28 protein-coding genes and 2 pseudogenes are annotated in these 23,756 nt (G+C 69.4%); 14 read left to right on the top strand and 16 right to left on the bottom strand.

Annotation, left to right across the window (positions count from 1 at the left end):
• Positions 1–143 precede the first annotated feature (143 nt).
• The 10 genes from cobS to ASD47_RS15935 all read left to right on the top strand — a co-directional run bounded on the left by cobS (position 144) and on the right by ASD47_RS15935 (position 7,838).
• Complete coding sequence (cobS, locus tag ASD47_RS15980; RefSeq protein WP_056758640.1) at positions 144–1,151, top strand: cobaltochelatase subunit CobS; 1,008 nt, start codon at positions 144–146, stop codon at positions 1,149–1,151.
• Positions 1,152–1,161: 10 nt separating this feature from the next.
• Positions 1,162–2,103 carry an alpha/beta hydrolase gene (locus ASD47_RS15975; protein WP_162251658.1) on the top strand — a complete coding sequence of 314 codons (942 nt, stop codon included), beginning with the start codon at positions 1,162–1,164 and terminating at the stop codon, positions 2,101–2,103.
• A gap of 89 nt (positions 2,104–2,192) precedes the next feature.
• Positions 2,193–2,441 (top strand): DUF2188 domain-containing protein, encoded by a 249-nt coding sequence (locus tag ASD47_RS15970; protein WP_056758634.1) that lies wholly within the window; start codon positions 2,193–2,195, stop codon positions 2,439–2,441.
• A gap of 262 nt (positions 2,442–2,703) precedes the next feature.
• Positions 2,704–3,804, top strand: coding sequence for a redox-regulated ATPase YchF (gene ychF / locus ASD47_RS15965; protein WP_056758631.1), 1,101 nt, complete (start codon positions 2,704–2,706; stop codon positions 3,802–3,804).
• Positions 3,805–3,808: 4 nt separating this feature from the next.
• Entirely contained in the window at positions 3,809–4,345 is a 537-nt protein-coding gene (locus tag ASD47_RS15960) for a murein L,D-transpeptidase family protein (RefSeq protein ID WP_056758629.1), read from the top strand.
• Positions 4,342–4,839: a hypothetical protein gene (locus ASD47_RS15955; RefSeq protein WP_056758626.1), complete on the top strand. Its 498-nt coding sequence runs from the start codon at positions 4,342–4,344 to the stop codon at positions 4,837–4,839. The genes ASD47_RS15960 and ASD47_RS15955 overlap by 4 nt, the downstream gene beginning before the upstream one ends.
• Before the next feature lie 67 nt (positions 4,840–4,906).
• Entirely contained in the window at positions 4,907–5,587 is a 681-nt protein-coding gene (locus ASD47_RS15950) for a dienelactone hydrolase family protein (protein WP_056758623.1), read from the top strand.
• 61 nt (positions 5,588–5,648) lie between these two features.
• On the top strand, positions 5,649–6,347 hold the full coding sequence (locus tag ASD47_RS15945; RefSeq protein WP_056758620.1) for a hypothetical protein: 699 nt from the start codon (positions 5,649–5,651) through the stop codon (positions 6,345–6,347).
• A complete protein-coding gene (locus ASD47_RS15940) occupies positions 6,340–7,029 on the top strand; it encodes a dienelactone hydrolase family protein (protein ID WP_056758617.1) in 690 nt (229 codons plus the stop codon). Before ASD47_RS15945 ends, ASD47_RS15940 begins: the two co-directional genes overlap by 8 nt.
• Before the next feature lie 41 nt (positions 7,030–7,070).
• Positions 7,071–7,838: a hypothetical protein gene (locus ASD47_RS15935; RefSeq protein WP_056758614.1), complete on the top strand. Its 768-nt coding sequence runs from the start codon at positions 7,071–7,073 to the stop codon at positions 7,836–7,838.
• Between the two features lie 63 nt (positions 7,839–7,901).
• Here the strand turns inward: ASD47_RS15935 and ASD47_RS15930 are convergent, their stop codons facing one another.
• From ASD47_RS15930 to petA, 3 genes are read right to left on the bottom strand one after another with little or no spacing between them, the layout of a single operon-like run.
• Positions 7,902–8,753 (bottom strand): cytochrome c1, encoded by an 852-nt coding sequence (locus tag ASD47_RS15930; RefSeq protein WP_056758611.1) that lies wholly within the window; start codon positions 8,751–8,753, stop codon positions 7,902–7,904.
• Between the two features lie 5 nt (positions 8,754–8,758).
• On the bottom strand, positions 8,759–10,078 hold the full coding sequence (locus ASD47_RS15925) for a cytochrome b N-terminal domain-containing protein (RefSeq protein WP_056758608.1): 1,320 nt from the start codon (positions 10,076–10,078) through the stop codon (positions 8,759–8,761).
• A gap of 5 nt (positions 10,079–10,083) precedes the next feature.
• Positions 10,084–10,635 (bottom strand): ubiquinol-cytochrome c reductase iron-sulfur subunit, encoded by a 552-nt coding sequence (gene petA, locus ASD47_RS15920; protein ID WP_056758605.1) that lies wholly within the window; start codon positions 10,633–10,635, stop codon positions 10,084–10,086.
• 205 nt (positions 10,636–10,840) lie between these two features.
• On the opposite strand from petA, the gene ASD47_RS15915 reads away from it, so the two are divergent.
• Positions 10,841–11,299, top strand: coding sequence for a tRNA (cytidine(34)-2'-O)-methyltransferase (locus ASD47_RS15915; protein WP_056758602.1), 459 nt, complete (start codon positions 10,841–10,843; stop codon positions 11,297–11,299).
• A gap of 22 nt (positions 11,300–11,321) precedes the next feature.
• Here ASD47_RS15915 and ASD47_RS15910 read toward each other — a convergent pair whose 3' ends face one another.
• Positions 11,322–12,995, bottom strand: a complete 1,674-nt coding sequence (locus ASD47_RS15910) for a calcium-binding protein (RefSeq protein WP_056758599.1) — start codon at positions 12,993–12,995, stop codon at positions 11,322–11,324.
• Positions 12,996–12,998: 3 nt separating this feature from the next.
• Positions 12,999–13,307 (bottom strand): hypothetical protein, encoded by a 309-nt coding sequence (locus tag ASD47_RS15905; RefSeq protein WP_056758596.1) that lies wholly within the window; start codon positions 13,305–13,307, stop codon positions 12,999–13,001.
• A gap of 148 nt (positions 13,308–13,455) precedes the next feature.
• Between ASD47_RS15905 and hemF the strand changes: the two genes are divergently transcribed.
• Positions 13,456–14,340, top strand: a complete 885-nt coding sequence (hemF, locus tag ASD47_RS15900) for an oxygen-dependent coproporphyrinogen oxidase (protein WP_056758593.1) — start codon at positions 13,456–13,458, stop codon at positions 14,338–14,340.
• Between the two features lie 43 nt (positions 14,341–14,383).
• Here the strand turns inward: hemF and ASD47_RS15895 are convergent, their stop codons facing one another.
• The 7 genes and pseudogenes from ASD47_RS15895 to ASD47_RS15870 all read right to left on the bottom strand — a co-directional run bounded on the left by ASD47_RS15895 (position 14,384) and on the right by ASD47_RS15870 (position 19,163).
• Entirely contained in the window at positions 14,384–15,031 is a 648-nt protein-coding gene (locus ASD47_RS15895) for a hypothetical protein (protein ID WP_056758590.1), read from the bottom strand.
• 58 nt (positions 15,032–15,089) lie between these two features.
• A complete protein-coding gene (locus ASD47_RS15890) occupies positions 15,090–15,794 on the bottom strand; it encodes a glutamine amidotransferase (RefSeq protein ID WP_056758587.1) in 705 nt (234 codons plus the stop codon).
• A 26-nt stretch (positions 15,795–15,820) separates the two neighbouring features.
• Positions 15,821–15,942: pseudogene (locus ASD47_RS28260) on the bottom strand (hypothetical protein); the annotation flags it as partial.
• A 5-nt stretch (positions 15,943–15,947) separates the two neighbouring features.
• Positions 15,948–17,186 carry a CCA tRNA nucleotidyltransferase gene (locus ASD47_RS15885; RefSeq protein WP_056758584.1) on the bottom strand — a complete coding sequence of 413 codons (1,239 nt, stop codon included), beginning with the start codon at positions 17,184–17,186 and terminating at the stop codon, positions 15,948–15,950.
• Positions 17,187–17,297: 111 nt separating this feature from the next.
• Entirely contained in the window at positions 17,298–17,936 is a 639-nt protein-coding gene (locus ASD47_RS15880) for a CoA pyrophosphatase (RefSeq protein WP_056759059.1), read from the bottom strand.
• 2 nt (positions 17,937–17,938) lie between these two features.
• Positions 17,939–18,514: a DUF1285 domain-containing protein gene (locus tag ASD47_RS15875; RefSeq protein ID WP_056759057.1), complete on the bottom strand. Its 576-nt coding sequence runs from the start codon at positions 18,512–18,514 to the stop codon at positions 17,939–17,941.
• A gap of 115 nt (positions 18,515–18,629) precedes the next feature.
• Positions 18,630–19,163 (bottom strand): GNAT family N-acetyltransferase, encoded by a 534-nt coding sequence (locus tag ASD47_RS15870; protein WP_056758582.1) that lies wholly within the window; start codon positions 19,161–19,163, stop codon positions 18,630–18,632.
• Between the two features lie 256 nt (positions 19,164–19,419).
• Between ASD47_RS15870 and ASD47_RS15865 the strand changes: the two genes are divergently transcribed.
• Positions 19,420–20,718, top strand: coding sequence for an MFS transporter (locus tag ASD47_RS15865; RefSeq protein WP_056758579.1), 1,299 nt, complete (start codon positions 19,420–19,422; stop codon positions 20,716–20,718).
• A gap of 7 nt (positions 20,719–20,725) precedes the next feature.
• On the opposite strand, the pseudogene ASD47_RS28255 reads toward ASD47_RS15865, so the two are convergent.
• Positions 20,726–20,835 (bottom strand): annotated as a pseudogene (locus tag ASD47_RS28255) (hypothetical protein); the annotation flags it as partial.
• A complete protein-coding gene (locus ASD47_RS15860) occupies positions 20,836–21,327 on the bottom strand; it encodes a GNAT family N-acetyltransferase (protein ID WP_056758575.1) in 492 nt (163 codons plus the stop codon). It lies immediately after the preceding pseudogene.
• Here ASD47_RS15860 and ASD47_RS15855 point away from each other — a divergent pair, their 5' ends adjacent.
• Complete coding sequence (locus ASD47_RS15855; RefSeq protein WP_056758572.1) at positions 21,328–21,660, top strand: TfoX/Sxy family protein; 333 nt, start codon at positions 21,328–21,330, stop codon at positions 21,658–21,660. It begins immediately after the preceding gene.
• Between the two features lie 120 nt (positions 21,661–21,780).
• Here the strand turns inward: ASD47_RS15855 and ASD47_RS15850 are convergent, their stop codons facing one another.
• Positions 21,781–22,638: an NAD(P)-dependent oxidoreductase gene (locus ASD47_RS15850; RefSeq protein WP_056758569.1), complete on the bottom strand. Its 858-nt coding sequence runs from the start codon at positions 22,636–22,638 to the stop codon at positions 21,781–21,783.
• A 110-nt stretch (positions 22,639–22,748) separates the two neighbouring features.
• On the bottom strand, positions 22,749–23,717 hold the full coding sequence (locus ASD47_RS15845) for an SDR family NAD(P)-dependent oxidoreductase (protein WP_056758566.1): 969 nt from the start codon (positions 23,715–23,717) through the stop codon (positions 22,749–22,751).
• Positions 23,718–23,756 lie beyond the last annotated feature (39 nt).

Genomic DNA, 23,756 nt, shown 5'->3' with positions numbered 1-23,756 from the left:
CCCTTCCCCTCCCCGAAGGCCTCATCGCGCCCCGGACGGCCCCAGCCGCCCGGGGCGTCGTGCTCTGGCATGGCGTTTTTTCCACGCGGGGCTGGCCTTCGCCCTTCCCCTCCCCCACGTCAAAGCGGTAAGCGGGAGACATCATGCCCGACCTGACCGACAGCCACGCCGCCGATCCCCTGATCACCCAGGCCCCCGACAAGTGGGTCACGCTTCGCGACGCGTTCGGCGTCGACAGCGACATGAAGGTCCCGGCCTTCAGCCATCGCGACGCCCACGTGCCCGAGATCGACGGCGCCTACAAATTCGACCCGCAGACGACCAAGGCTATCTGCGCCGGCTTCGCCAACGACCGCCGGGTGATGGTCCAGGGCTATCACGGCACCGGCAAGTCGACCCACATCGAGCAGATCGCCGCCCGGCTGAACTGGCCTCTGGTGCGGGTGAACCTCGACAGCCATGTCAGCCGCATCGACCTGGTCGGCAAGGACGCCATCGTCCTGAAGGACGGCAAGCAGGTCACCGAGTTCCGCGAAGGCATTCTTCCGTGGGCCCTGCAGCGCCCGATCGCCCTGGTGTTCGACGAGTACGACGCCGGGCGGCCGGACGTGATGTTCGTCATCCAGCGCGTGCTGGAGGCCGGCGGCAAGCTGACCCTGCTGGACCAGAACCGGGTGATCCGCGCCAACCCGTATTTCCGGCTATTCTCGACGACCAACACCATCGGCCTGGGCGACACGACCGGGCTCTATCACGGCACCCAGCAGATCAACCAGGGTCAGATGGACCGCTGGAGCATCGTCACGACGCTGAACTACCTCGACCACGACGTCGAGGCCGGCATCGTCCTGGCCAAGAACCCCGGCTACGACACCCCGGAAGGCAAGCGCACCCTGGCCGCCATGGTCCGCGTCGCCGACATGACCCGCAACGCCTTCATGAACGGCGACATCTCGACCGTCATGAGCCCGCGCACGGTGATCACCTGGGCCCAGAACGCCGAGATCTTCGACAAGGACATCGGCCTGGCGTTCCGCCTGACCTTCCTGAACAAGTGCGATGAGCTGGAACGGCCCACCGTGGCCGAGTTCTTCCAGCGGGCGTTCGGCACCGACCTGCCGGAGAGCGCGGCGCGGGTGAAGGTGGCTTAAGAGGCGATTGGTGTTCCCGCGTTCGGCCCGGCGACCGCTCTTCGCCCTGCTGGCCAGCGCCTCGGCGCTGCTGGTTCTCGCCGGCTGCAAGCCCGCGGCCGACGCCCGGGCGGCCGAACAGGCCAAGCCGGCCTCGCCCGTCGCCGTCTTCCAGACGGACGCCGCCGAGTTCGCCGTGCCCGGCAGCAAGGTCCACACCCTGCCGGCCTCGGCCCAGGGCCGCGTCTACCAGATCTACGTCAAGACGCCGTTCGGCTACGACGCGCCAGAGAACGCCGGCCGAAAATGGCCGGTGATCTATCTGAACGATGGCCCCTACGCCTTCCAGGTCGCCTCGGGCGTCACCGACCTGCCCTTCAGGTTTGGACGTCTGGAACAGGCGATCCTGGTGGGGATTTCCTACGCCCAGGGCGACAATGGCATGGTCAGCCGCCGCCGCGACATGACGCCGTGGAAGGACGCCAGCCTGGCTTCCGCCAGCGGCGGGGCCGCCGACTACCTGGTCTTCATCAAGGGACAGGTCCTGCCGTTCGTGGAGAGCCGCTATCGGGCCGATCCGCGACGCCGGACGCTGGCGGGCCAATCCTATGGCGGGCTGTTCGGCGCCTGGGTGGCGGTGACCGAGCCTGAGCTGTTCGACAGCTACGTCCTGACCAGCCCGTCGCTCTGGTATGGCCATCGCGAGATGTTCAAGGCCGAAGCCGCCTACGCCGCCGGCCACAAGGATCTGAAGGCGCGCATCTACCTGGCGACCGGCGCGCTGGAACGACCGCGTCCCGGCGGCGACGCCGAGGACATGGTCGCCGACCAGCAGGCCTTCGCCAGGGCGTTGCGGGGGCGGGGCTATCCGGGCCTGAAGGTCCGCGACGAGATCATGGACGACACCTTCCACGAGACGACGTTTCCGGTGGCGTTCACCCGCGGCCTGACCTGGCTGTTTCCGAAGGCGTAGCGGCACGACCGCTCCTTTCAAGACTTCCGGCTTGGAACCGTGGCCTTCGAGGCGCAGTTTCCTTGAGCCAAACCGAACGGAGCCGTCCCATGACCGACATCACCTACACCATCGTCGAGCACGACGGCGGCTGGGCCTACAAGGTGGGCGAGGTGTTCTCCGAGACCTTCCGCACCCACGACGCGGCCCTGCACGCCGCCCAGCGCGCGGCCGGCGAGCAGCGGGTGGCCGGCGAGGACACCGGCATCTCCTACGAGGACGAGCGCGGCCAATGGCGCGACGAGCTGTCGGCCGGCGATGACCGTCCCGTCACCCGCGTGGTCGACGACCGGAAATAGGGCTCACGCGCACGTCGGGGACACGCCCTTGCGGCGTGTCCCCAGCGGGGGTGCTGCCCTCGGGGCATCGGGGACGAACCTTCGCGGTCTGTCCGCCCCCAGAGGGGGCGGAGCCTTCGCGCCAAGTGCTCTTCCCCCTTTGGGGGAAGACGACCGCGAAGCGGTCCGTAGGGGGCGAGCGTCCGCCGCACGGCCGATGTCCGACAGGACTTCCCCCGCGATCCATGCTAAGCGCGCGCCAACGAAATTCACCGAGAGTTCCATGGCCCTTAAAGTCGCCATCGTCGGCCTGCCCAACGTCGGCAAGTCCACCCTGTTCAACGCCCTGACCCAGACGGCGGCGGCCCAGGCGGCCAACTATCCGTTCTGCACGATCGAGCCCAACACCGGCGACGTGGCCGTGCCCGAGCCGCGCCTGGACGCCCTGGCCAAGATCGCCGGCTCCAAGGAGATCATCCCAGCCCGGATCACCTTCGTCGACATCGCCGGCCTGGTGCGCGGCGCGTCGAAGGGCGAGGGCCTGGGCAACCAGTTCCTGGCCAACATCCGCGACTGCGACGCCGTGGCCTTCGTGGCCCGCTGCTTCGAGGACGACGACATCACCCACGTCGAGGGCCGCATCGACCCGCTCAGCGACCTCGAGATCATCGAGATGGAGCTGATGCTGGCCGACCTGGAGAGCCTGGAAAAGCGCCTGCCGGCCATCGAGAAGAAGGCCAAGTCGGGCGGCGACAAGGAGGCCGCCAACACCCTGCGCCTGATCAACCTGGCCCTGGCCCAGCTGCGCGAGGGCCGCCCGGCCCGCGCCGCGGTCGTGGACAAGGAAGACGAGAAGGCCTGGCACATGCTGCAGCTGCTGACCTCGCTGCCGGCCCTCTATGTCTGCAACGTCGAGGAAGCCAGCGCCGACAAGGGCAACAAGTACAGCGACCTGGTGGCCGAGCGCGCCGCCCGCGACAACGCCAAGGCCGTGGTCATCTCGGCCCAGATCGAGAGCGAGATCGCGCTGCTTGAAGCTGAAGAAAGAGCCGAATTCCTGGAGACCCTGGGCCTGGAGGAGCCGGGCCTGAACCGCTTGATCCGCGAGGCCTACAGCCTGCTGGGCCTGCAGACCTATTTCACGGTCGGCCCCAAGGAAGCCCGCGCCTGGACCATCCATGTCGGCGACACCGGCCCGCAGGCGGCCGGCGTGATCCACACCGACTTCGAGAAGGGCTACATCCGCGCCGAGACCATCGCTTTCGACGACTTCGTCAAGCTGGGCGGCGAGGCCGGCGCCAAGGAGGCCGGCAAGATGCGGGCCGAGGGCAAGGACTACGTCGTCAAGGACGGCGACGTGATGCATTTCCGGTTCAACGTCTAGAGACATGAGCCGCCGCCCTGGCGACTGGCTCCGAGCCGTCATGGCGGCGGCGGCGCTGCTGGCCCTGGCGTGCGGCGGCTGTGAAGCGCGAGCTCGACCACCCATCGCCGGTGCGGCGATCGCCGATCGCATTGTGATCGAAAAGGCCGTCCACCGGATGAGCCTGTTCGCGGGCGAGCGGAAGCTGGCGACCTATCGCATCTCGCTAGGCCGTGGCGGCCTGGCGCCGAAGGTTCGCGAGGGTGACCGGCGCACGCCCGAGGGCGACTATCGCATCACCGATCGCAACGCTCGCAGCGCCTATCATCTGTCGCTGAGGATCGGCTATCCGACGCCCGCCCAGGTCGCCCGGGCCCGTGCGGCCGGTGTCGATCCTGGCGGCGACATCATGATCCACGGCCTGCCCAACGGACGCGGCGAGATAGCGGCGCTCTACCGGGGGCATGACTGGACCGACGGCTGTATCGCGGTGAGCGACACCGAGATGGACGAGGTCTGGCGACTGACCCGCGACGGCGCGGCGGTCAGGATCTTGCCTTGAGCACGGCGCCCAGCCGGTTCGAGACGATTGAGGTTCGCACCTCGCCGGCCGAGGTCGTCATTCCACTTCTGCTCGGCGGCGTTGGACTCGCGGGCGTCGCCGCCAGCGTGGACTATATGGGTCCGCGCCAGCGCCTGATCACCTTCGCGGTGTTCGCGGCCTTGCTGGTCGTCGCGGGAGCGGGCCGCCTGGCCTATCGCGGGCCGCGCCTGGTGATCTCGGCCGAGCGCCTGGGCTGGCGCGAGGCGGGCCAAAAGGAGCTGCGGCACGTCGCCTGGTCGCAGATCCAGTCCGCGCGCCTGGAGCCCGCCTTCCACCGAACGCCACCACGGCTGCGGTTGGTCCTGACGTCGTCCTCGGCGCTTGAGATCGTCGCCTCCGACGAGCAGCACCGTTATGTCGATATCCCCATCGACGGCATCGATCTTTCTCCAACCAGCCTGAAGCTGTTCATTCACCGGGCCGCGCCGCACCTGTTCGCCCCGTCCGCCTGACCCTGATGGACGGCTTGACGCTACGACGCGAAAGACGTCCGATCCGCGCCATCTCTCGGGAGCTTCCATGACCGACACCGTCACCCTGACCTCCGGCCTCGACGGCTTCGAATTTACCGCCCTCCACGCCCAGCCCGAGGGCGAGCGCAAGGGCGGGATCGTGGTGGTGCAGGAGATCTTCGGGCTCGACCCATACGTCCAGGCGGACGTCGCCCGCTGGTCTGCCCTGGGCTTCGAGGTGCTGGCGCCGTCGATCTTCGACCGCGCCGTGCCGGGCTACGTGGCGGGCCGCGCGCCCGAGGACTTCCAGACCGGCGTCGCCCACGTGAACGCCATCGGCACGGCCAAGATGCTGTCGGACATCCAGGCCTGCATCGACCACCTGGCGCCGCTCGGGCCGGTGTTCGCGGTCGGCTACTGCCTGGGCGGCTCGCTGGTCTGGCTGGCGGCCGGCAAGCTGAAGAGCCTGGCGGCGGGTTCGGCCTATTACGGCAGCATGATCGCGGCCAACGCCGACCTGCCGCTGAACGCCCCGTTGATCGTGCACCTGGGCCGCAAGGACCCCCACATCCCCGCCGATGCGGTGAAGGCCAGGCTGGCCGAGACCCATCCCGAGGTGACGGTCCACGTCTACGAGAACAGCGGCCACGGCTTCAACAACGACGGCCGTCCCGACTCCGACCCGGAGGACGCCAGGCTGGCGCGGAAGCGGACGCTGGCGCTCTTCCAGGCGAACGGCGCGGCTTAGGGCTTGCGGAGCGGCCAGGCTCGATACAACCTTGAGCCTAGACAAAGACCTTGGGGGTCCCATGAAGAAGCTCGGTCACCTGTTCATCCTGGCCGCCGCCCTGGCGGCGGTCGCGGGCTCGGCGCAGGCCCAGACGGGGCAGCCGCCGCCGCCGCCGACGCGGCTCTACGGCACCGAGCAGTACAACATGAGGGAGTACAGCTCGGTCAACCGGCCGACCGCTCGGCTGACACCGCGCGAATCCGGCAATCCGATGGTGGTCAGGGCCGCCGCCAAGGTCGCCGCCGAGTTGCACGCGCCGTGCGAGGTGATCGACGCCGCCCCGCTCTCGACCCGCCCTAGCAGCAGGCCGGAATACGAGATCGTCTGCAAGGACGCGCTAGGCTGGATCATCAGCCAGGGTCCCGACGGCAAGCCGCAGCTGAACGACTGCCTGGCGCTGGACACCGGAGCCCTGGCCGCCGGCAAGGCCTGGCCCAAGGGCATGGTCTGTTCGCTGCCAGGCAACGCCGCCCCCGTCGCCGGGCTCAAGCCGCTGGCCGCCAAGGCCTCGTCCGCCTGCACCGTGGCCGACGGCACGTTCCTTGGCGGCGGCGGCGATCCGCCGATCCGGCGCTATGAGATCGCCTGCAAAGGCGGCGGCGGCTACATCGTCGACGCCCCGGCGCCGGGCTCGACCGCGCCGCTCTCGTCGCTGACCTGCGACGAGGCCAAGGCGGCCGGCGTGGCCTGCACCCTGGCCGACAAGAAGCGTGGCTGAGACCGGCCGCGTCACCCTGGCGGCGGCCGACGGCTCGGCCGTCGCCGCCTATCACGCCCCGCCCGGCGAGGCCCGGCGCGGCGGGCTGGTGATCCTGCACGCCATCTGGGGCGTCACCCCGCACATCCGCCAGCTCTCCGACACCCTGGCCGAGCAGGGCTACGAGGTGATCGCCCCCAGCCTCCTGGACGACGCCGACGCCCCCTTCCCGGCCGCCGACCTCGACCCGCCCAGCCTGGACGCCCGCATGGCCCTGGGCCAGGCCAGCGGCTGGGGCGCGGCGGCCCTGCCTCGGGTCCAGGCGGCGATCGACCGGCTGTCGGACGCCGGCAAGGTCTTCGCCATGGGCTTCTGCTTCGGCGGCACCACCGCATGGCTGGCCTCGGCCCGTTGCACCGGCCTGACGGCGGTGTCCTGCTTCTATGGCGGCGACATCGCCGGCTATGCCGACGAACAGCCCAAGGTCCCGACCATCCTGCATTTCGGCCGCACCGACCCGCTGATCCCGATGAGCGACGTCGAGCGGATCACTGCCGCCCATCCCGACCTGCCGGTCTGGCTGTACGACGCCGGCCACGCCTTCGTCGCCCCCAGCGGCCATCATGCCGACAGCGCCGCCCTGGCCATGCTGCGGACGCTGCAGCTGTTCCAGCGGGCGGGTGGTTCGCGCGGCGAAGCCTAGGTCCGCTCGCCGCGCGGCGAAACCTTGGCTAGGATCGCCGCATGCGTTGCGCCGCCCCCCTGCTGTTCCTGACCCTGCTGGCGGCGCATGGCGGGCCCGCCGCGGCCGGCGAGACCGCCTGCTGGTTCGAGAACGGCGCGATCGTCGCCCCGGCCGCGGTCGGCGGCGTCGCCGGCGACTATGTGATCGACCTGTCGGCCCCGCACACCCTGCTGCACCGCGACGTCGCCCAGGCCTCCGGCTTCACCGACACGGCCCTCTCGCTGCCCGTGCGCCTGGCGGGTCAAGCCGTCGAGGCCGCGCCGATCGCCGTCCAAAGCCTGGACTATCGCGCCGTCGGCTTCTCGACGCCGATCGTCGGGGTGATCGGGGCCGACATCCTGGACCGCTACACCCTGACCCTGGACTTCTCGCCCTGTCGCCTGCGGCTCGACCGGCCCGGAGGAGCGTCCCTGGACGGTCGGAAAGGCGGCCTGCCCGTGACGATGGTCGGCGGGACGCCCACGATCCTCGCGGCGGCCTCCGACGGGCTCACGGGCGTCTCGGGGCCGTTCGCCCTGGACACCGCCTCGGCCGGCGGGGTCCGGGCCCGCGGGGCCGCCGACGGACCGCGCCAGAAGCCGGCCGGAACCCTGAGCGGCCTGTCGCTGGCCGGGACCCTGCGCCAGGACCTGCCGGCCGTGGTGGCCGGCGACCTGCCCGACGGCGTGGTCGGGGCGATCGGCGTCCAGGTCCTGGCGGCCTACCGCCTGCGGCTGGACCCCAAGGCCCTGCGCCTGTGGCTGACGCCAATCCAGGCCGCTCGCTGACGGGACAAAAGAAAAGGGCCCGGCGTCGCCGCCGGGCCCTCGATCTTCAAGCCGTAAGACGGGTCAGTGCGACTCGTTCTTCCAGACCTTGCGGTAGCTGACGTAGAGCAGGATCGAGAACAGCACCAGATAGGCCAGGACGGCGAAGCCGGTCTGCTTGCGCTCTTCCAGCTTGGGCTCGGCGGCCCACATCAGGAAGGCCGAGACGTCCTTGGCTTCCTGGTCCAGCGTCGCCGGCGTGCCGTCGTCGAAGGTCACCTGGTTGGCCTTGATCGGCGGGGCCATGGCGATGAAGCCGCCCGGCGGGACATGCTCCTTGGGACCCGACCAGTACGAGGACAGGTCGCCCGTCATGTACTGGTTGTAGTGCTGGGTCGGGTCCATCTTCAGGCCGGGCGGCGGGGCCGCGTAGCCGGTGATGATGGAATAGATGTGGGCCGGGCCCTCTTCGCGGGCCTTGGCCAGCAGCGACATGTCGGGCGGCAGGGCGCCGCCGTTGCTGGCGCGGGCCGCGGCCTCGTTCGGGAACGGCGCGGGGAAGCGGTCGGCCGGAGTGGCCGGACGCTTGATCGCGTCGCCGGTCTCGTTGTCGATGTCGGCGACCTCGTAGTCCTTGGCGATCGCCTTGACGTACGGGTTGTCGTTCGAGTTCGGATACTTCTTGTCGTAGAACGGACCGCCCTTGTCGCCGAGGTTGCGGAAGCTGACCAGGTTCATCGAGTGGCAGGCCGAGCAGACCTCGCGATAGACCTTGTAGCCGCGCTGCAGCTGGCGCTGGTCGAACTTGCCGAGCGGGCCTTCGAACGACCAGTGGACGTCCTTGGCCGGCAGGGCGCCGTGCTGGGCCAGGGCCGGGCCGGCGACGGCCGTCAGGAGACCCGCGACCGCTGCGATGACGGAGAGTTTGCGCAGCATCGGGATCAGCCCTTCATTTCAGGCGCGGCGGTCGCTTCGGCCGGCGCGGCGGCCGGGTGCGACAGGGCGGGAGAGGCGATGGAGTCCGGCACCGGCAGGGTCTTTTCGGTCAGGCCCAGCACCGGCAGGATCACCAGGAAGAAAGCGAAATAGTACAGCGCGGCCACGCGGCTGAGCCACACGAAGCTGTTCAGGTCGGACGCCATCAGCTGGAAGGTGGTCAGGTGCGGGATGACCTGGTCGTCAGGCAGCTTGGCGCCGCAGACGCCCAGGATGCAGCAGGCCACCACGAAGATGAAGAAGTGGATCTTCGCGGTCGGGCGGTAGCGCATCGAGCGCACCTTCGAGGTGTCGAGCCACGGCAGGGCGAACAGGCAGGCGATGGCGCCGAACATGGCCAGCACGCCCATCAGCTTGTCCGGCACGGCGCGCAGGATCGCGTAGAACGGCAGGAAGTACCATTCCGGAACGATGTGCGACGGCGTCACCAGCGGGTTGGCCGGGATGTAGTTGTCGGCGTGGCCCAGGGCGTTGGGCATGAAGAACACGAAGAAGGCGAACAGGATCAGGAAGACGCTCAGCGCGAACGCGTCCTTCACCGTCGCGTACGGGGTGAAGGGCACGGTGTCGGCCTTCGACTTGGGCTCGACGCCGGTCGGGTTGTTCTGGCCCACCACGTGCAGCGCCCAGATGTGCAGGATCACCACGCCGGCGATCATGAAGGGCAGCAGGTAGTGCAGCGAGAAGAAGCGGTTCAGGGTGGGGTTGTCGACCGCGAAGCCGCCCCACAGCCAGGTGGTGATGCTCTCGCCGACCAGCGGCAGGGCGCCGAACAGGTTGGTGATCACGACGGCGCCGTGGAACGACATCTGGCCCCAGGGCAGGACGTAGCCCATGAACGCGGTGGCCATCATCAGCAGGTAGATCACGCAACCCAGCAGCCACAGCACTTCGCGCGGCGCCTTGTAGGAGCCGTAGTACAGGCCGCGGAGCATGTGGATGTAGACGGCGATGAAGAACATCGACGCGCCGTTGGCGTGCATGTAGCGGATCAGCCAGCCATAGTTCACGTCGCGCATGATGTGCTCGACGCTGGCGAAGGCGTGGTCGGCGCTGGGCGTGTAGTGCATCACCAGGATGATGCCGGTGATCAGCTGCGAGGCCAGGCACAGCGACAGGATGGCCCCGAAGGTCCACCAGTAGTTCAGGTTACGCGGCGTGGGGTAGTCGACGAAGCTGTCGTAGCCCAGGCGCACGATCGGCAGACGGGCGTCAAGCCAACGCTCGATACCGGTCTTGGGTTCGTAGGTCGAATGTCCGCTCATCTCGCTTAACCGATCTTGACCTTGGTGTCGGACAGGAAGGCGTATTCCGGAACCACCAGGTTCTTGGGCGCGGGGCCCTTACGGATACGGCCCGAGGTGTCATAGACCGAGCCATGGCAGGGGCAGAACCAGCCGCCGTACTCGCCGCCGCCGAAGGTGGGGACGCAGCCGAGGTGGGTGCAGTTGCCGCCGACGATCAGCCACTGGGACTTGCCCGGCTTCACCCGGGCCGAATCCTTTTCCGGATCCTTCATCGACGCGCTGTCGTCGGCCACCGCCTTGGCGATCTCGGCCTTGGTGCGGTTGCGCACGAACAACGGCTTGCCGCGCCACTTGACGACGACCTGCTGGCCTTCGGGGACCTTGGTGACGTCGAATTCGATCGACGCCAGGGCCCGCGTGTCGGCGGAGGGGTTCATCTGGTCGATGAACGGCCACGCGATCGCGGCCGCGCCGCCGGCGGCGACCGCCATCGTTGCGATGTAGATGAAATCCCGGCGGCTGGGGTCTTCCCCATGCGCCGGATCAGTTTTTGCGCCCACGGCGGTGTCGGCCACCCAAGTCACCCTTCGATGCCGCCGCGCCGCCAAAGACGGCCCGGCCTGGAGAAACGCCTGTCGGCGCATACTGTCTGGACCCGCGAACGGGTCTTCGCCACAACAGGCAAAAGCGGATCGTCCTATCGGACGCGCGGACGAAGTCCGCAAGCCCTTTCGATTCGCAGCAAATGCCCCTGCTGGCTTTATGGTTGGTTCGCTTAGAATGCGGCTCGCGCTTTTTCAACCCGGCATTCCTCAGAACGTGGGCGCGGCGATCCGCCTCGGCGCCTGCCTGGGGGTCGGACTGGACGTCATCGAGCCCTGCAGTTTCCCCTTGGACGACAAGAGCTTGAAGCGCGCGGCCCTCGACTACGGCCCGTTGACGCACATGACCCGCCACGCCTCGTGGGAAGCGTTCCTCGCCGCGCCGGAGCGCCGGGAGGGCCGCCTGCTGCTGTTCACCACCAAGGCGACCGCCCCGTTCCACAAGTTCGAGTTTCAGGCAGGCGACACCCTGTTGTTCGGCAATGAGAGCCGCGGCGCGCCACCGGAGGTTCACGAGACGGCCTTTGCGCGCCTGACGATCCCCCTTCGGCCCGAGGCCCGCTCGATGAACCTGGCCACGACGGCGGCCATGGCCCTGGGCGAAGCGCTGCGGCAGACGGACGGGTTTCCAAGCTGAACCCGTCCGTCCGCTGGCAGGCTCAGTAGAAGAGGAAGAGCCCCGCGTTGAGATCGGCCAGGGTGACGCCGGTCAGGTGAAGCTCGTTGGCGCCGCCCAGGTCGACCACCAAGCCGGACTGGCTGTCATGGGCGCGGGTCGCCAGGGTCGCGAAATCGACGATCCCGGAACCGTTGACGTTCTTCTGGATCGCGATGACGTCGTGGCCGGCGCCGGTATTGAAGTCTCCGATCCAATCCACGCCCGAACTCGCATCGAACGCGAAGACGTCCGCACCGGCCCCGCCGTACAGTCGGTCGTCGCCCGCGCCGCCGACGATGCGGTCGTCGCCGCCCATGGCGTAGATCACGTTGGCGCCCCCATCACCCCACAGGCTGTCGGCTTGATTCGTCGTGACCAGGCCTTCGATGGCGACCAGATGGTCGCCGGTTCCCGTCACGCCGTTCTGGAGATCGATGACGACGCCGGCGGCCTCACCGTCGAAACGCGCCAGATCGAAGCCCGCACCGCCGTCGATCCAATCGGCGCCCACGCCGCCGTAAAGGTGATCATTGCCTTCGCCGCCCGCCAGTTGGTCGTTCCCGGCGCCGCCGCTGATGAGGTCGTCGCCGGTGAGGCCGTACAGGGCGTTGTCGCCGGCGTCTCCAAGCAGGACATCGGAGAAGTTTGAGCCGACCGCGCTTTCGATCGAGATGTAGAGGTCGCCGGACGCACCGCCGGCGCCGGCGCCGGCCCCCAGATCGACGGTTACGCCCGACACGGCGTCGTCGTAGCGGACCAGGTCCGCCCCCGCCCCGCCGTCCATGTAGTTTGCGCCGGCGCCGCCGTTCAGGTGGTCGTTGCCCGCCCCGGCGAACAGCTGGTCGTTGCCGGCGCCGCCGAACAGCTGGTCGTCGCCGCCTGCGCTGTCCAGGTGGTCATCGCCGCCTCCGCCACTCAACTGGTCGTTCCGGTCGCCGGTGAGAACCGTCTCGTTGCCGGCGCCGCCCGTGAAGTTGAGGTCGAGGGTGTAGGCCGTGATCCACTCGACGTCCGTCAGGTGCAGTCCGGGGGCGCTGGCGTCGGTGGTCAGGTTCAGAACGGTCGGACCGTTGACATAGAGCGGCAATTCGATCGCTAGGGTGTCCAGTCCCGCGCCGCCATCGAACGTCAGCCCTTTGGCCAGGGTTCCGATGTCGCCCACCTTGAAAACGTCGTCGCCCGCGCCGCCCGTGACCAGCACCAGCCGCTGCGTCTCGCCGTCCGGAGCGACGTCCAGGTAGATCCAGTCGCTCCCCTCGCCGGCGTCGACTTCCAGGTCGCCCAGATCAGCGTTGATGAGGTCGTCTCCGGCCCCACCGGAATAGTAGTCGGCGCCGTGCGCGCCCCAAAGGGAGTCGTTTCCGTCGCCGCCATAGAGCCAGTCGAGGCCGGCCGAGCCGCGGATAGTGTCGTCGCCGCCGTCGCCGTAGAGATGGTCCACGCCGCCGTCCGCGTCGTATCCCAGCGAGAGCGAACCGCCCCGCAGCACATCGTTTCCGTCGCCGCCGTGAACGAGGTCGTTGCCGAGCCAGCCCACCAGAACGTCGTCGCCGCCCCCGCCTTGGAGTTGGTCGTCGCCGTCGCCGCCAACCAGCATATTGGCCCCGCCGTCGCCGATCAGGGTGTCGGCGCCGCTTCCGCCGTAGATGTCCTCGATGCCCGTGAGGGTGTCCACGCCTCAGCCAGTGTTCTGCGGACCCCCTAGGGTGAGGTCGACGCTTACCCCGCCTGTAGCGTCCCTGTAGTCGGCGATATCCCCGCCATTGACGGTGAGTTCCGCAGTGAGCTTGGCCTGATTGACGATCAGCTGGGGAAGTCGCTCGTCTCCCGTGCCGCCGTCGAGCACGTCGTCGCCTGTACCGCCGCGGAGCACGTCAAGACCCGCGCCGCCCGACAGGCTGTCGTTGCCCGCGCCGCCGTCCAGCGTGTCGCCGCCGCTCGTGCCGACCAGAACGTCGTCGCCAGTCGTGCCTGAGATCAACCCCATAACAAACCCCCGAAATACTGAGGGCTCTGACGTACCAAGAAGTTGTCGCTCCGGTCCAGCCCTCCTTGGAGTTGAACTCGGCTACGCGTAAACCCGTATGGGCTGGCCCCGATTTGCACGGGAAAGCCGAACCGCCTAATCCGTCGACATGAGCGAACTGTCCCCCACCCCAACCGATCTCGGCCAGAAGAAAAGCGCCGCCCGCGCTTGGTTCGAAACCCTGCGCGATCAGATCTGCGCCGAGTTCGAGCGCCTGGAGGACGAGGCCCCCGCCGAGATCTACGCCGGCGAGCCCGGCCGGTTCGTCCGCAAGCCCTGGGACCGCGAGGCGGGCGGCGGCGGGGTGATGTCGATGATGCACGGCCGACTGTTCGAGAAGGTCGGCGTCCACGTCTCGACGGTGTTCGGAACCTTCACGCCCGAAATGGCCAAGAACATGCCGGGCGCCGACGAAGACCCGAGGTTCTTCGCCACCGGGATCAGCCTGATCGCCCACATGCGCAGCCCGCGCGTGCCGGCCGTGCACATGAACACCCGCTTCATCGCCACCACGAAAAGCTGGTTCGGCGGCGGCGGCGACCTGACTCCCCTGCTCGGCTACCAGCGCCGACAGGACTTCCCCGACGCCATCGACTTCCATGCCGCCTACCAGCGCGCCTGCGACGCCCACGACCCGGCCTGGCACGCCAAGTACAAGGCCTGGTGCGACGAGTACTTCTTCCTGCCACACCGCAACGAACCGCGCGGTATCGGCGGCATCTTCTACGACCATCACGACAGCGGCGACTGGGCGCGCGACTTCGCCTTCACCCAGGATGTCGGCAAGGCCTTCCTGGAGATCTACCCGACCCTGGTCCGCCGCCGGATGGGCGAGGCGTGGACGGCCGAGGAACGCGACCAGCAGTTGGTGCAGCGCGGCCGCTACGTGGAGTTCAACCTGCTCTACGACCGCGGCACGATGTTCGGCCTGAAGACCGGCGGCAATGTCGAGTCGATCCTCAGCTCGATGCCGCCCGAGGTGAAGTGGCCGTAAGGTCGGATTGGAGACAGGCGCATGCGCCTGTCTCCGACCGTGACTACGCCTTCGGGCACTTGGCGCCGGTGTCGATCCACGCCTGCACCAGTTCGCCGAACTGGGCCTGAGTGCCCGGTGCGGGAACTCGGCCGTCGCCCGGGCTCCAGGCCCAGCCGACCAGGTGATCCTCCGCCATGTGGTGATGGATCTCGGCCAGCGAACGCCCACCGTTCCGGGCCGGATCCTTGATCTGGGCGCAGATCGCTCCAAGCGACTTGCCCTGCCAGGCCATCTCCACCGGCGCCAGGGCCCATTTGGGATCGCCGGGGATCGACTTGATGTCCTGGCCCCAGGTCTGGACGTTGGCCGGGCCGTGGCAGGCGGCGCACGGCAGGCCGACCGGTCCGTGACCGCTCTGGCCGCCGACCATCGGCGGATCGTGCGGGTGGCGGTCGTCGCCCTGGGTGGGGGCGCGCTGGACCGGGTGGCAGTTCATGCAGCGCGGGCTTTCGATCACCTTGCCGGCCTCGGTGAACAGGGCGGCCGAGCGGGCGGCCGGGTCCTTGATCGCGACGAAGTCGGCCGGGCTCTTGAGCGTCTCGGCCGGCGCGCTGGCGGCGGGCGCCGGCGCGGCCGCCCAGACGGACGGCATCAGGCCGGCGACCGTCGCCACGCAGCCGGCCGCCAGCAGGACGGTGACGACTCTCATTTGTTAGGCCTCCGCATTTCAGGCGGAACGGCCGGGTCGCGGCGAAGGTTGCCGGATTTCAGGCGTGCTGGTCGAGAAAGGTCGCGATCCAGGCGCCCACCCTCGCCCGGTCATTGGCCTGGTCCAGGCTGGCGATGGCGGCGTCGGCCTGGGCGTCGGTGAACCGGCTGCCGCGCCGGGCTTCGATCAGGGCCCGCGCATAGGCGGGGTCGAACTCGGGATGGAACTGCATCGAGATGGCCGGCCGGTCGTCATAGACCAGGATGCCGGCCGGCGTGAAGGCGCTGCCGGCCACGGCCCGCGCGGTTGGCGGGAGGGCGACCACCTGGTCCTGGTGCGAGGCGGGAACGGCCACGCCCGCCAGGTCCCGTTCCAGATCCATCCACGGCTGGGGTTCGGCCACGTCGTAGCGGTGCAGGCCCACGCCCCAGCCCTTGTCGGACTTGACGACCTTGCCGCCGAACGCCTCGGCCATGACCTGGTGACCGAAACAGACGCCGACCAGCGGCTGGCGGGCGGCGTCCACGAGGAACGCCTTCAACGGCGCGATCCACGGCAGGTCGTCATAGACCCCGGCCGACGAGCCGGTGACCACATAGGCGTCGCACTCGGCCGGATCGGCGGGCAGCGCGCCGGCCTGGACGTCGTAGACGACGTAGTCATGGCCCGGCCCCAGCAGGTCCTGGAACATCGCGGCGTAGCGGCCGAACGCCGGCTGCAGGGCTTCAGGCGGTTCGCCGGTCTCGAGCAGGCCGATCTTCATGGACGGGGTCTCCAAAGGCGTCGCCGTCACGATATAGGCGACCGCCTCGCGTCCTTCGAGGCCCGCTTCGCGGGCGCCTCAGGATGAGGGGCTCCCTGCTGAATTCCTCATCCTGAGGTGCGGAGCGAAGCGGAGCCTCGAAGGACGCAAAGCCTAGAACACCATCCCCTGGACCACCGCCTTCAGCCGCTCGATGATCGAGAATCTGTCCTCGATGAAGTCCTGGTCGATCCACCAGAGTTCGACCTCGCGCATCACCTGGCCGACCATCGGGCCTTTGGGGACGCCCGCCTTCAAGACCTCGTCGCCGGTCAGCGGGAAGGCGGGCGGCGTCCAGCTCTCGCCCAGGGCCAGAAGGCCGCGCCACTGCGGGGTGGCGGCCGATCGGTCCGAACCGGCCCAGGCCAGCTTGACCCGGTCGCTGAACGCCTTCGGCCCCAGGGCATAGACCACCCGGCGGGTTTCGCGCGGGCTCATCCAGCTGACCAGGCGCGGCGACTGGCCGACCGCCTGGACCAGCCGCTCCGTCTGGGCGTTGGACAGGCGCAGATCGTCGGCTGCCTGCTCGGCGACCTCGGGATCCCCGGGGATCAGGGCGGCCAGGCGCAGTTCGGGATCGTTCTCGAACAGTTGCTCGCTCTCGATCGTGATCAGCCCCTCGAGGCGGGCCAGGGATTCGACGGCCGGCAAGATCGCGGACAGGATCCCGGTGGCCGCCATCAGCCGCAGGGCGGGACGCGGATCGTCGGCCGCCAGCAGCTTCAGCAGTTCCTTCTGGATGCGCTCGGCGGGCAGGCCCTCGATCCCGTCCTTCAGCGCCTGGCAGGCGGCCAGCGCCTCGTGGTCGGCCTCGCCCCGGCCGTACCAGGCGTGGAAACGGAAGAACCGCAGGATGCGCAGGTAATCCTCGCGGATCCGGGTCTCCGCATCCCCGACGAACACCGCCCGCCCCTCGCGCGCGTCGCCCATTCCCTCGCCCGTCGGATCGTAGATCCGGCCGCGGACGTCGGCGTAGAGCGCGTTGAAGCGGAAGTCGCGACGCTGGGCGTCCTCGTCCCAGTCCTGGGTGAACGCCACCACCGCCCGGCGGCCGTCGGTCGAGACGTCGCGGCGCAGGGTGGTGATCTCGTAGGGGTGGCCGCCCGACAGGGCCGTGACCGTGCCGTGGTCGACGCCGGTGGGGATGGACCGCAGGCGCGCCGCGCCCAGCGCCTCGATCACCGCGTCCGGGGTCAGGGTGGTGGCGATGTCGATGTCGTCGATGGGCTTGCCCATCAGGGTGTTGCGAACGCAGCCGCCCACGAACCGCGCGCAGCCGGGGCCGCCCCGCGCCTCGAGCGCGGCGATCACGGCCTGGGTCTCCGGCAGCGCCATCCAGGGCGCCGCGCCCATCGTCTCGGTGTTCACCCATCGCCCCCAAGTCACGACACGCCCCACACGCGGGGGCAGGCATTTCAAACGATTATCTCGAACCGGCAAGCCCGGACCGCCGGTGACGCAGCGTCAGGCCGCGACGTCCTCGCCGTGCAGCCGCTCGTACAACGCGCGCAGCATGCCGGCGGTCGCGCCCCAGATGAACCGCTCGTTCCACGGCATGGCGTAGAAGAACCGCCGCTCGCCGTCCGGCAGGTCGCGGTGCTGGCGCTGATGGTTGCCGGGATCCATCAGGAAGGCGAACGGCGTCTCGAACACGTCGGCCACCTCGTCGGGACTGGCCTCGAAGGTGGCGGCCGGATCGATGAAGCCGACCACCGGCGTGACATGGAAGCCGGTCACGGTGCGATAGCCGTGCAGCAGGCCCGCCAGGGTCACGAACTTCGGGTCGAGATTGACCTCTTCCTGCGCCTCCCGCAGGGCCGTCTCCCAGGGCGTCTCGCCGGGATCGCAGCGACCGCCCGGAAAGGCGATCTGGCCGGTGTGGCTGCGCAGGGTGTCGGCCCGGCGGGTCAGCAGGACGGTCATGCCCGCCTCGCGCTCGACCAGGCCGACCAGCACGGCGGCCGGCCGCAGGGCGTGGGGATTGTCGGGCCTCAGGCCGGGATTGAGGTCGAAGTCCGACCGCGCCGCGTCCAGGCTGGGATCGTAGGCGCTGATCGGATCCAGCCGGCTGGCGATCCAGGCCCGCCGCTCGTCTCGGCTCAGGGTCACGGCCGGTGCGCCCCGGCGGGGGCGATCGGGAACCAGGCGCCGTTCGACGTGACGCCCAGGCGCGGTCCCTCCGGCGTCTCGCGCTCGGCGGCCAGTTCGGCCAGCTCGTAGAACACCGGCCGGGCGATCAGCGCCTCCAGCCCGCGCCGCACGTGAAGATAGGGCCGGGGTTCGCCGGTCGCCGGGTCGGTCTCGACCCGGATGGCGTTGTCCGGCCCGGCCTCGACCGCGTCGCCGACATTGGTCTCGAAGCGCAGGATATCGCCCATCTGGTCCACGCGCGTGGCGACGAACGGCGCGTCCTCGACCTGGATCTTCAGCTTCTCGACGGGCGTGACCAGGTGATAGCCGTCCGGATCCAGCCGCAGCACGGTCGAGAACAGCCGCACCAGGGCCTCACGGCCGATCGGCGTGCCCTCATGGAACCAGACCCCGTCCTTGCGGATGCGGATGTCGATCTCGCCGCAATGCTCCGGATGCCACAGGTGGACCGGCGGCAGGCCGCGGGCGCCCGCCACCTTTGCTGCTGCGGTGACGCCTGCGAGGCCGGAAGGGGCGGGATCGGCGGTCATGGGCTTCAGGTAGGGCAAGCCGGCCGCCGGCTCAAGCGATGGCTGGGACACGGTCGGAGACAGGCGCATGCGCCTGTCCCCAGCAGTTGTCATCACCCTTACCGGGGGCAAATCTTCAGCGGATCCGGATCGCCCCCACCAACCCGGCGTCCCCGCCCTCGACCAAGGCCTTGACCAGCACCCGGCGCTGGTCGGCCGGACCCGGCATGGTCGCCCGGGCGGCGGGCTCGGCGGAAAAGCCGATACGGCCGAAATAGGGGGCGTCGCCGACCAGCAGCACCGCGCGCCAGCCGGCCTTGGCGGCCGCCGCGCAGGCGGCCTCGACCAGGGCCTGGCCCAGGCCGTGCTTGCGCTCGTCGGCGTCGACGGCGAGCGGACCCAGGAAGGCGACGGCCTTGTCGCCCACCCTCACCGGCCACAGCCGGACGCTGCCGATCACCCGGCCTTCATGCCCCCATTCGTTGCTTAGGGCCACGAACGAACAGTCGTCCAGCTTGCGATTGCCCTCGCGCAGGCGCTCGGACGACTTGGCGAAGCGGCCGGGGCCGAAGGCGCGGTCGACCAGCACCTCGACGGCGCGGGCGTGCTCGGGCCGCTCGAGCAGGATGGAAGGGGGCAGCGGCGAAGGGGCGACAGCGGAAGACGACATGGGCGCTAAACGATCCGGAACACGAAAAGGGGACATAGCCCCGGTTCGTGACGCGGCCGAGACGGCCGCCTCCGGGGCGTTCAGACGCGGACTCCGGTCCGCGCGGCGCAGGTTCGTCGCAGGCGTCGCATGGCGGCGCTTCCCTCCGATGGAGGGCGCGCAATAGGGCCTGGGGCGCATGGCGTCAATGAAATCAACGGTCGCATCAAACAAACGCGATTGCGGCGACGCGCGCCTGGGGACATGTTCCGCGCCGATGACCGACCTGCCCCCCGACCCCGACTCCGTCCCTTCGGCGATCGAAGCGCCAAAGCAGGAGGGGGACACGTCCATGCGCGCCCTGCTCCGGCAGACCGACTTCCTGTTTTTCTGGACCGCCCGCTTCGTCGCCACCCTGGCCGTACAGATCCAGGCGGTGACCATCGGCTGGCAGGTCTACACCCTGGCCCGCGAGACCGGCCACGACGAGGGTCAGGGCGCCTTCCTGCTGGGCATGGTCGGCCTGGCCCAGTTTATCCCGCTGTTCTTCCTGGCCCTGACCGCGGGCGAGACCGCCGACCGGCATGACCGCAAGGCGATCATGACCGCCGCGATCGGCGTCGACATCCTGTGCGCCGGCGGCCTGGGCCTGCTGGCCTGGTCGGGACATACGGCCCTGTGGCCGATCTTCGCCATCGCCGTGCTGTTCGGGGCCGGACGCGCCTTCCTGTCGCCGGCCTCCAGCGCCATGGGCCCGATGCTGGTGGCGCGCCCGCTGCTGCCGCGCGCCATCGCCTGGAACTCGCTGTCCTGGCAGAGCGCCTCGATCATCGGCCCGGCCCTGGGCGGCCTGCTGTGCGCGATCTCGCCGGCCGTCGCCTTCGGGGCCTCGGCCGGCCTGTTCCTGCTGGGCGGCCTGTGCCTGCTGGGCATCCGCCAATCGACCAAGCCGGTGGTGCAGCCCGGCTCGCGCTGGACGCTGATCAAGGAGGGCCTGGTCTATACCTGGCGCAACAAGATCGTCTTCGGCTCGATCTCGCTGGACCTGTTCGCCGTGTTGCTGGGCGGGGCCACGGCCCTGCTGCCGGTGTTCGCCCGCGACGTGCTGCATGTCGGCGCGGAGGGCTTCGGCGTCCTGCGCGCCGCCCCAGCCGTGGGCGCGACTCTGGTGGCCGTCGTCCTGGCCAGCCAGCAGATCCGCCGCCGAGCAGGCCTGCTGATGTTCGGCGCCGTGGCGGTGTTCGGCGCGGCCACGGTGGTGTTCGGCCTGTCGCAATGGATGTGGCTGTCGGTGGCCGCCCTGGCGGTGCTGGGCGGGGCCGACATGGTCTCGGTCTATATCCGCCAGACCCTGGTGCAGCTGGTCACCCCAGACCCGATGCGCGGCCGGGTCGCCGCCGTCTCGGGCCTGTTCATCAGCGCCTCCAACGAGCTGGGCGAGTTCGAGAGCGGCGTCGCGGCGCGGTTCCTGGGCCCGGTCGGCGCGGCCGTCTTCGGCGGCGTCGGGGCGCTGGTGGTGACCGGGGCCTGGGCGAAGATGTTCCCGGAACTGCGGAAGGCTGACCGACTGGAATAGCGGGCCGTGCGTCCTTCGAGGCCCGCTGCGCGGGCGCCTCAGGATGAGGCGCTTTGCTGCTCTGAATTCCTCATCCTGAGGTGCGAGGCGTAGCCGAGCCTTGAAGGACGCACGGCGCTACACCCCCGCCAGCTTCCGCAACGCCTCGCCGGTCATCCGGCGCACGATCCACTCGTCCATCGCCGCCGCGCCCAGGCTGTCGTAGAAGGCGATCGACGGGGCGTTCCAGTCCAGCACGGCCCATTCCAGCCGGCCCAGGTTCTCGTCGACGCAGCGCTTGGCCAGGTTGGCCAGCAGCGCCCTGCCCGCGCCCGAGCCGCGCGCCTGCGGCTGGACGAACAGGTCCTCCAGATAGATCCCGTGCCGGCCGACGAAGGTCGAGAAGTTGTAGAACCACAGGGCGAACCCCACCGGCCGGCCGTCGATCTCGGCGATGTCGCAGAAGGCCTTGGGATTATCGCCGAACAGCGCCACCGTGATGTCGTCCCGCGTCGCCCGCACGTCGTCCAGCAGCTTCTCGTAAGCGGCCAGGTCGCGGATGAACTGCAGGATCAAATCGCCGTCGGCGGCGACGGCGGGACGAACCGAGACTTGGGTGGTGACGGGCATATGGCGGTCTCTTCGGACTATCTGGATTTCGTGCTCGAACAGCTGGCCCCGGTCGGGCCGCTGACCTCGCGCCGGATGTTCGGCGGAGTCGGGCTCTACGCCCAAGGCCTGTTCTTCGCCCTGGTGGACGACGACACCCTGTACCTGAAGGGCGACGAGGCCCTGCGCCCCGATTTCGAAGCGGCCGGCAGCATCCAGTTCGCGCCGTTCGGCATGAGCCCGATGGCCTACTGGACGGCGCCCGCCGAGGCGCTGGACGATCCCGACCTGATGGTGGACTGGGCGCGCCGCTCGATCGCCGTGGCGGCGGCGCGGAAGGGGCGGAAACCTTAGCGCGGTGCGTCCTTCGAGGCTCGGCTGCGCCTCGCACCTCAGGATGAGGAGCGAGGGTTGGCTGTGAAATCCTCATCCTGAGGTGCGCGCTCCTGAGCGCGCCTCGAAGGACGCAGGGCGCTACCCGATCACCACGCCCGGCGGCGGGACGCTGTCCTCGGGCACGAAGAAGTCGGGCATCAGGGTGGCGGTCGGGTCGACGCGGTACTGGTCGAAGTCGCGCACGCCCTCGGCGTAGAGGAACGTGTCGTCGATCACGAACTGGCCGGTGAATTCCCGCGAGGGCTTGAGGAACATGGCGTGGGCCGCGTCGGCCATGATCTCGACCGTGCGGCAGTGCTTGAGGCCCTCCTCGCCGGTCAGGGCGAACTGGATGGCGGCGGTGGCGATGGCGGTGCGCGGCCACAGGGCGTTGCAGGCCACGCCGTCGGACCGGAACTCCTCGGCCATGCCCAGCATGCACAGGCTCATATTGTACTTGGCCATCGAATAGGCCACGTGCGGCGCGAACCAGCGGGGCTTGATGTCCAGCGGCGGCGACAGCGCCAGGATGTGCGGGTTGGCCGCCTTCTTCAGGTGCGGCAGGCAGATCTTCGAGGTCAGGAACGTGCCGCGTCCGTTGATCTGGTGCATCAGGTCGTAGCGCTTCATGTCCGTCGACAGCGTGCCGGTCAGCGAGATCGCCGAGGCGTTGTTGACGCAGATGTCGATGCCGCCGAACGTCTCGACCGCCTTGTCGACCGCGGCCTGGACGCTGGCCTCCTCGCGCACGTCGACCACCAGCGGCAAGGCCTTGCCGCCGGCCGCCTCGATCGCCTCGGCGGCGGTGTAGATGGTGCCCGGCAGCTTGGGATGGGCCTCGGCGGTCTTGGCGGCGACGACGATGTTGGCGCCGTCGCGGGCGGCGCGCAGGGCGATGGCCAAGCCGATGCCGCGCGAGGCGCCGGTGATGAAGAGGGTCTTGCCAGCTAGGCTCATGCTTCTGCTCTCGATGCGGTTCTGGCCAGGATGGCCCCGGCCCGGGCGATCACACGGTGGACGGGACCCTGATCCTTCAGCGCGGGCCCGGCAAGGCGGATGAATCGGCGTCAGCCCCCCGCGCCGGCGGTCTCCACCGACAGCGTCCAGAGCCGCTCGGCCGCCTCGGGATCCAAGGCGTGGGGCATGACCCCGGCCCACGGGTGTTCCTTGCTCCACGGGACGGCCTGGGCCAGGTCCTCCAGATAGAGCCCGCCGACGCCTTCCAGTTCATCGCCCACGGCGGCCCAGACGCTGGTCGAGGCGCCCTGCTGCGGGGTCTTGAAGCCGGCGCGCGGCTTGCCGTCGTCGTCCAGCCAGCCCAGGGCCTTCTGCTCATCGAGCGGCAGGTGGCGCTGCAGCGGCGTGAAGATGCCGCCCGGCATCACCGCATTGGCCCGCACGCCCTGGTCGCTGAACCGCCTGTCGAAGCCTACGGCGAACAGGGCGTTGGCGGTCTTGGCCTGGCCGTAGCTTTCCCACTTGTCGTAAGGGTGCGAGCGGAAATGCGGGTCGTCGAAGTTCATCGGCGCGCGGCGATGGCCGATCGACGACAGCGACACCAGGCGCGAGGTCTTGCCGGACCGTCGGGCGCCCGCCGTCAGGTTCGGGGCCAGCAGCACCGACAGCAGGAAGTGGCCGAAATGGTTCGTGCCGATCTGCATCTCCAGCCCGTCTTCGGTATAGGCGAGCGGGCAGGCCATGACCCCGGCGTTGTTGATCAGCAGGTTCAGCGGCCGCTCGCCCCAGCGCGCGGCGAAGGCGCGGATCGACTGAAAGCTGGAAAGGTCCAGCATCGACCAGGAAACCTTCCCCTTGGCGGTCTTGGCGATGTCCGCCACTGCCGCCTCGGCCAGGTCGGGCTTGCGCACCGCGATCACCACCTCGGCCCCCGTTTCGGCCAGGGCGCGAGCGGTCTCGACGCCGATGCCGGTGGCCCCGCCGGTGACGATGGCGACCTTGCCGGCCAGGTCATGGCCGCCGACCACGTCGCGAGCGTCGGTATAGGCCCCGAACGGGGATTTGATGCGGTCGGCCATGATGCGTTTCTTCCCTGCGGTCTTTTTGACGGTGACGGA

Source organism: Caulobacter sp. Root1472, assembly GCF_001426985.1.
Lineage (GTDB): Bacteria > Pseudomonadota > Alphaproteobacteria > Caulobacterales > Caulobacteraceae > Caulobacter > Caulobacter rhizosphaerae.
The sequence above is the reverse complement of the archived record's forward strand: the minus strand, read 5'-3'. Positions and strand labels throughout refer to the sequence as shown.

Excerpts from the sequence above, each read along its gene's own strand:
- cobS (WP_056758640.1), top strand. The coding sequence starts at position 144 with ATGCCCGACCTGACCGACAGCCACGCCGCCGATCCCCTGATCACCCAG.
- ASD47_RS15970 (WP_056758634.1), top strand. The coding sequence starts at position 2,193 with ATGACCGACATCACCTACACCATCGTCGAGCACGACGGCGGCTGGGCC.
- ychF (WP_056758631.1), top strand. The coding sequence starts at position 2,704 with ATGGCCCTTAAAGTCGCCATCGTCGGCCTGCCCAACGTCGGCAAGTCC.
- ASD47_RS15960 (WP_056758629.1), top strand. The coding sequence starts at position 3,809 with ATGAGCCGCCGCCCTGGCGACTGGCTCCGAGCCGTCATGGCGGCGGCG.
- ASD47_RS15950 (WP_056758623.1), top strand. The coding sequence starts at position 4,907 with ATGACCGACACCGTCACCCTGACCTCCGGCCTCGACGGCTTCGAATTT.
- ASD47_RS15945 (WP_056758620.1), top strand. The coding sequence starts at position 5,649 with ATGAAGAAGCTCGGTCACCTGTTCATCCTGGCCGCCGCCCTGGCGGCG.
- ASD47_RS15935 (WP_056758614.1), top strand. The coding sequence starts at position 7,071 with ATGCGTTGCGCCGCCCCCCTGCTGTTCCTGACCCTGCTGGCGGCGCAT.
- ASD47_RS15930 (WP_056758611.1), bottom strand. The coding sequence starts at position 8,753 with ATGCTGCGCAAACTCTCCGTCATCGCAGCGGTCGCGGGTCTCCTGACG.
- ASD47_RS15925 (WP_056758608.1), bottom strand. The coding sequence starts at position 10,078 with ATGAGCGGACATTCGACCTACGAACCCAAGACCGGTATCGAGCGTTGG.
- ASD47_RS15915 (WP_056758602.1), top strand. The coding sequence starts at position 10,841 with ATGCGGCTCGCGCTTTTTCAACCCGGCATTCCTCAGAACGTGGGCGCG.
- ASD47_RS15905 (WP_056758596.1), bottom strand. The coding sequence starts at position 13,307 with ATGGGGTTGATCTCAGGCACGACTGGCGACGACGTTCTGGTCGGCACG.
- hemF (WP_056758593.1), top strand. The coding sequence starts at position 13,456 with ATGAGCGAACTGTCCCCCACCCCAACCGATCTCGGCCAGAAGAAAAGC.
- ASD47_RS15895 (WP_056758590.1), bottom strand. The coding sequence starts at position 15,031 with ATGAGAGTCGTCACCGTCCTGCTGGCGGCCGGCTGCGTGGCGACGGTC.
- ASD47_RS15890 (WP_056758587.1), bottom strand. The coding sequence starts at position 15,794 with ATGAAGATCGGCCTGCTCGAGACCGGCGAACCGCCTGAAGCCCTGCAG.
- ASD47_RS15885 (WP_056758584.1), bottom strand. The coding sequence starts at position 17,186 with ATGGGCGCGGCGCCCTGGATGGCGCTGCCGGAGACCCAGGCCGTGATC.
- ASD47_RS15875 (WP_056759057.1), bottom strand. The coding sequence starts at position 18,514 with ATGACCGCCGATCCCGCCCCTTCCGGCCTCGCAGGCGTCACCGCAGCA.
- ASD47_RS15870 (WP_056758582.1), bottom strand. The coding sequence starts at position 19,163 with ATGTCGTCTTCCGCTGTCGCCCCTTCGCCGCTGCCCCCTTCCATCCTG.
- ASD47_RS15865 (WP_056758579.1), top strand. The coding sequence starts at position 19,420 with ATGACCGACCTGCCCCCCGACCCCGACTCCGTCCCTTCGGCGATCGAA.
- ASD47_RS15860 (WP_056758575.1), bottom strand. The coding sequence starts at position 21,327 with ATGCCCGTCACCACCCAAGTCTCGGTTCGTCCCGCCGTCGCCGCCGAC.
- ASD47_RS15855 (WP_056758572.1), top strand. The coding sequence starts at position 21,328 with ATGGCGGTCTCTTCGGACTATCTGGATTTCGTGCTCGAACAGCTGGCC.
- ASD47_RS15850 (WP_056758569.1), bottom strand. The coding sequence starts at position 22,638 with ATGAGCCTAGCTGGCAAGACCCTCTTCATCACCGGCGCCTCGCGCGGC.
- ASD47_RS15845 (WP_056758566.1), bottom strand. The coding sequence starts at position 23,717 with ATGGCCGACCGCATCAAATCCCCGTTCGGGGCCTATACCGACGCTCGC.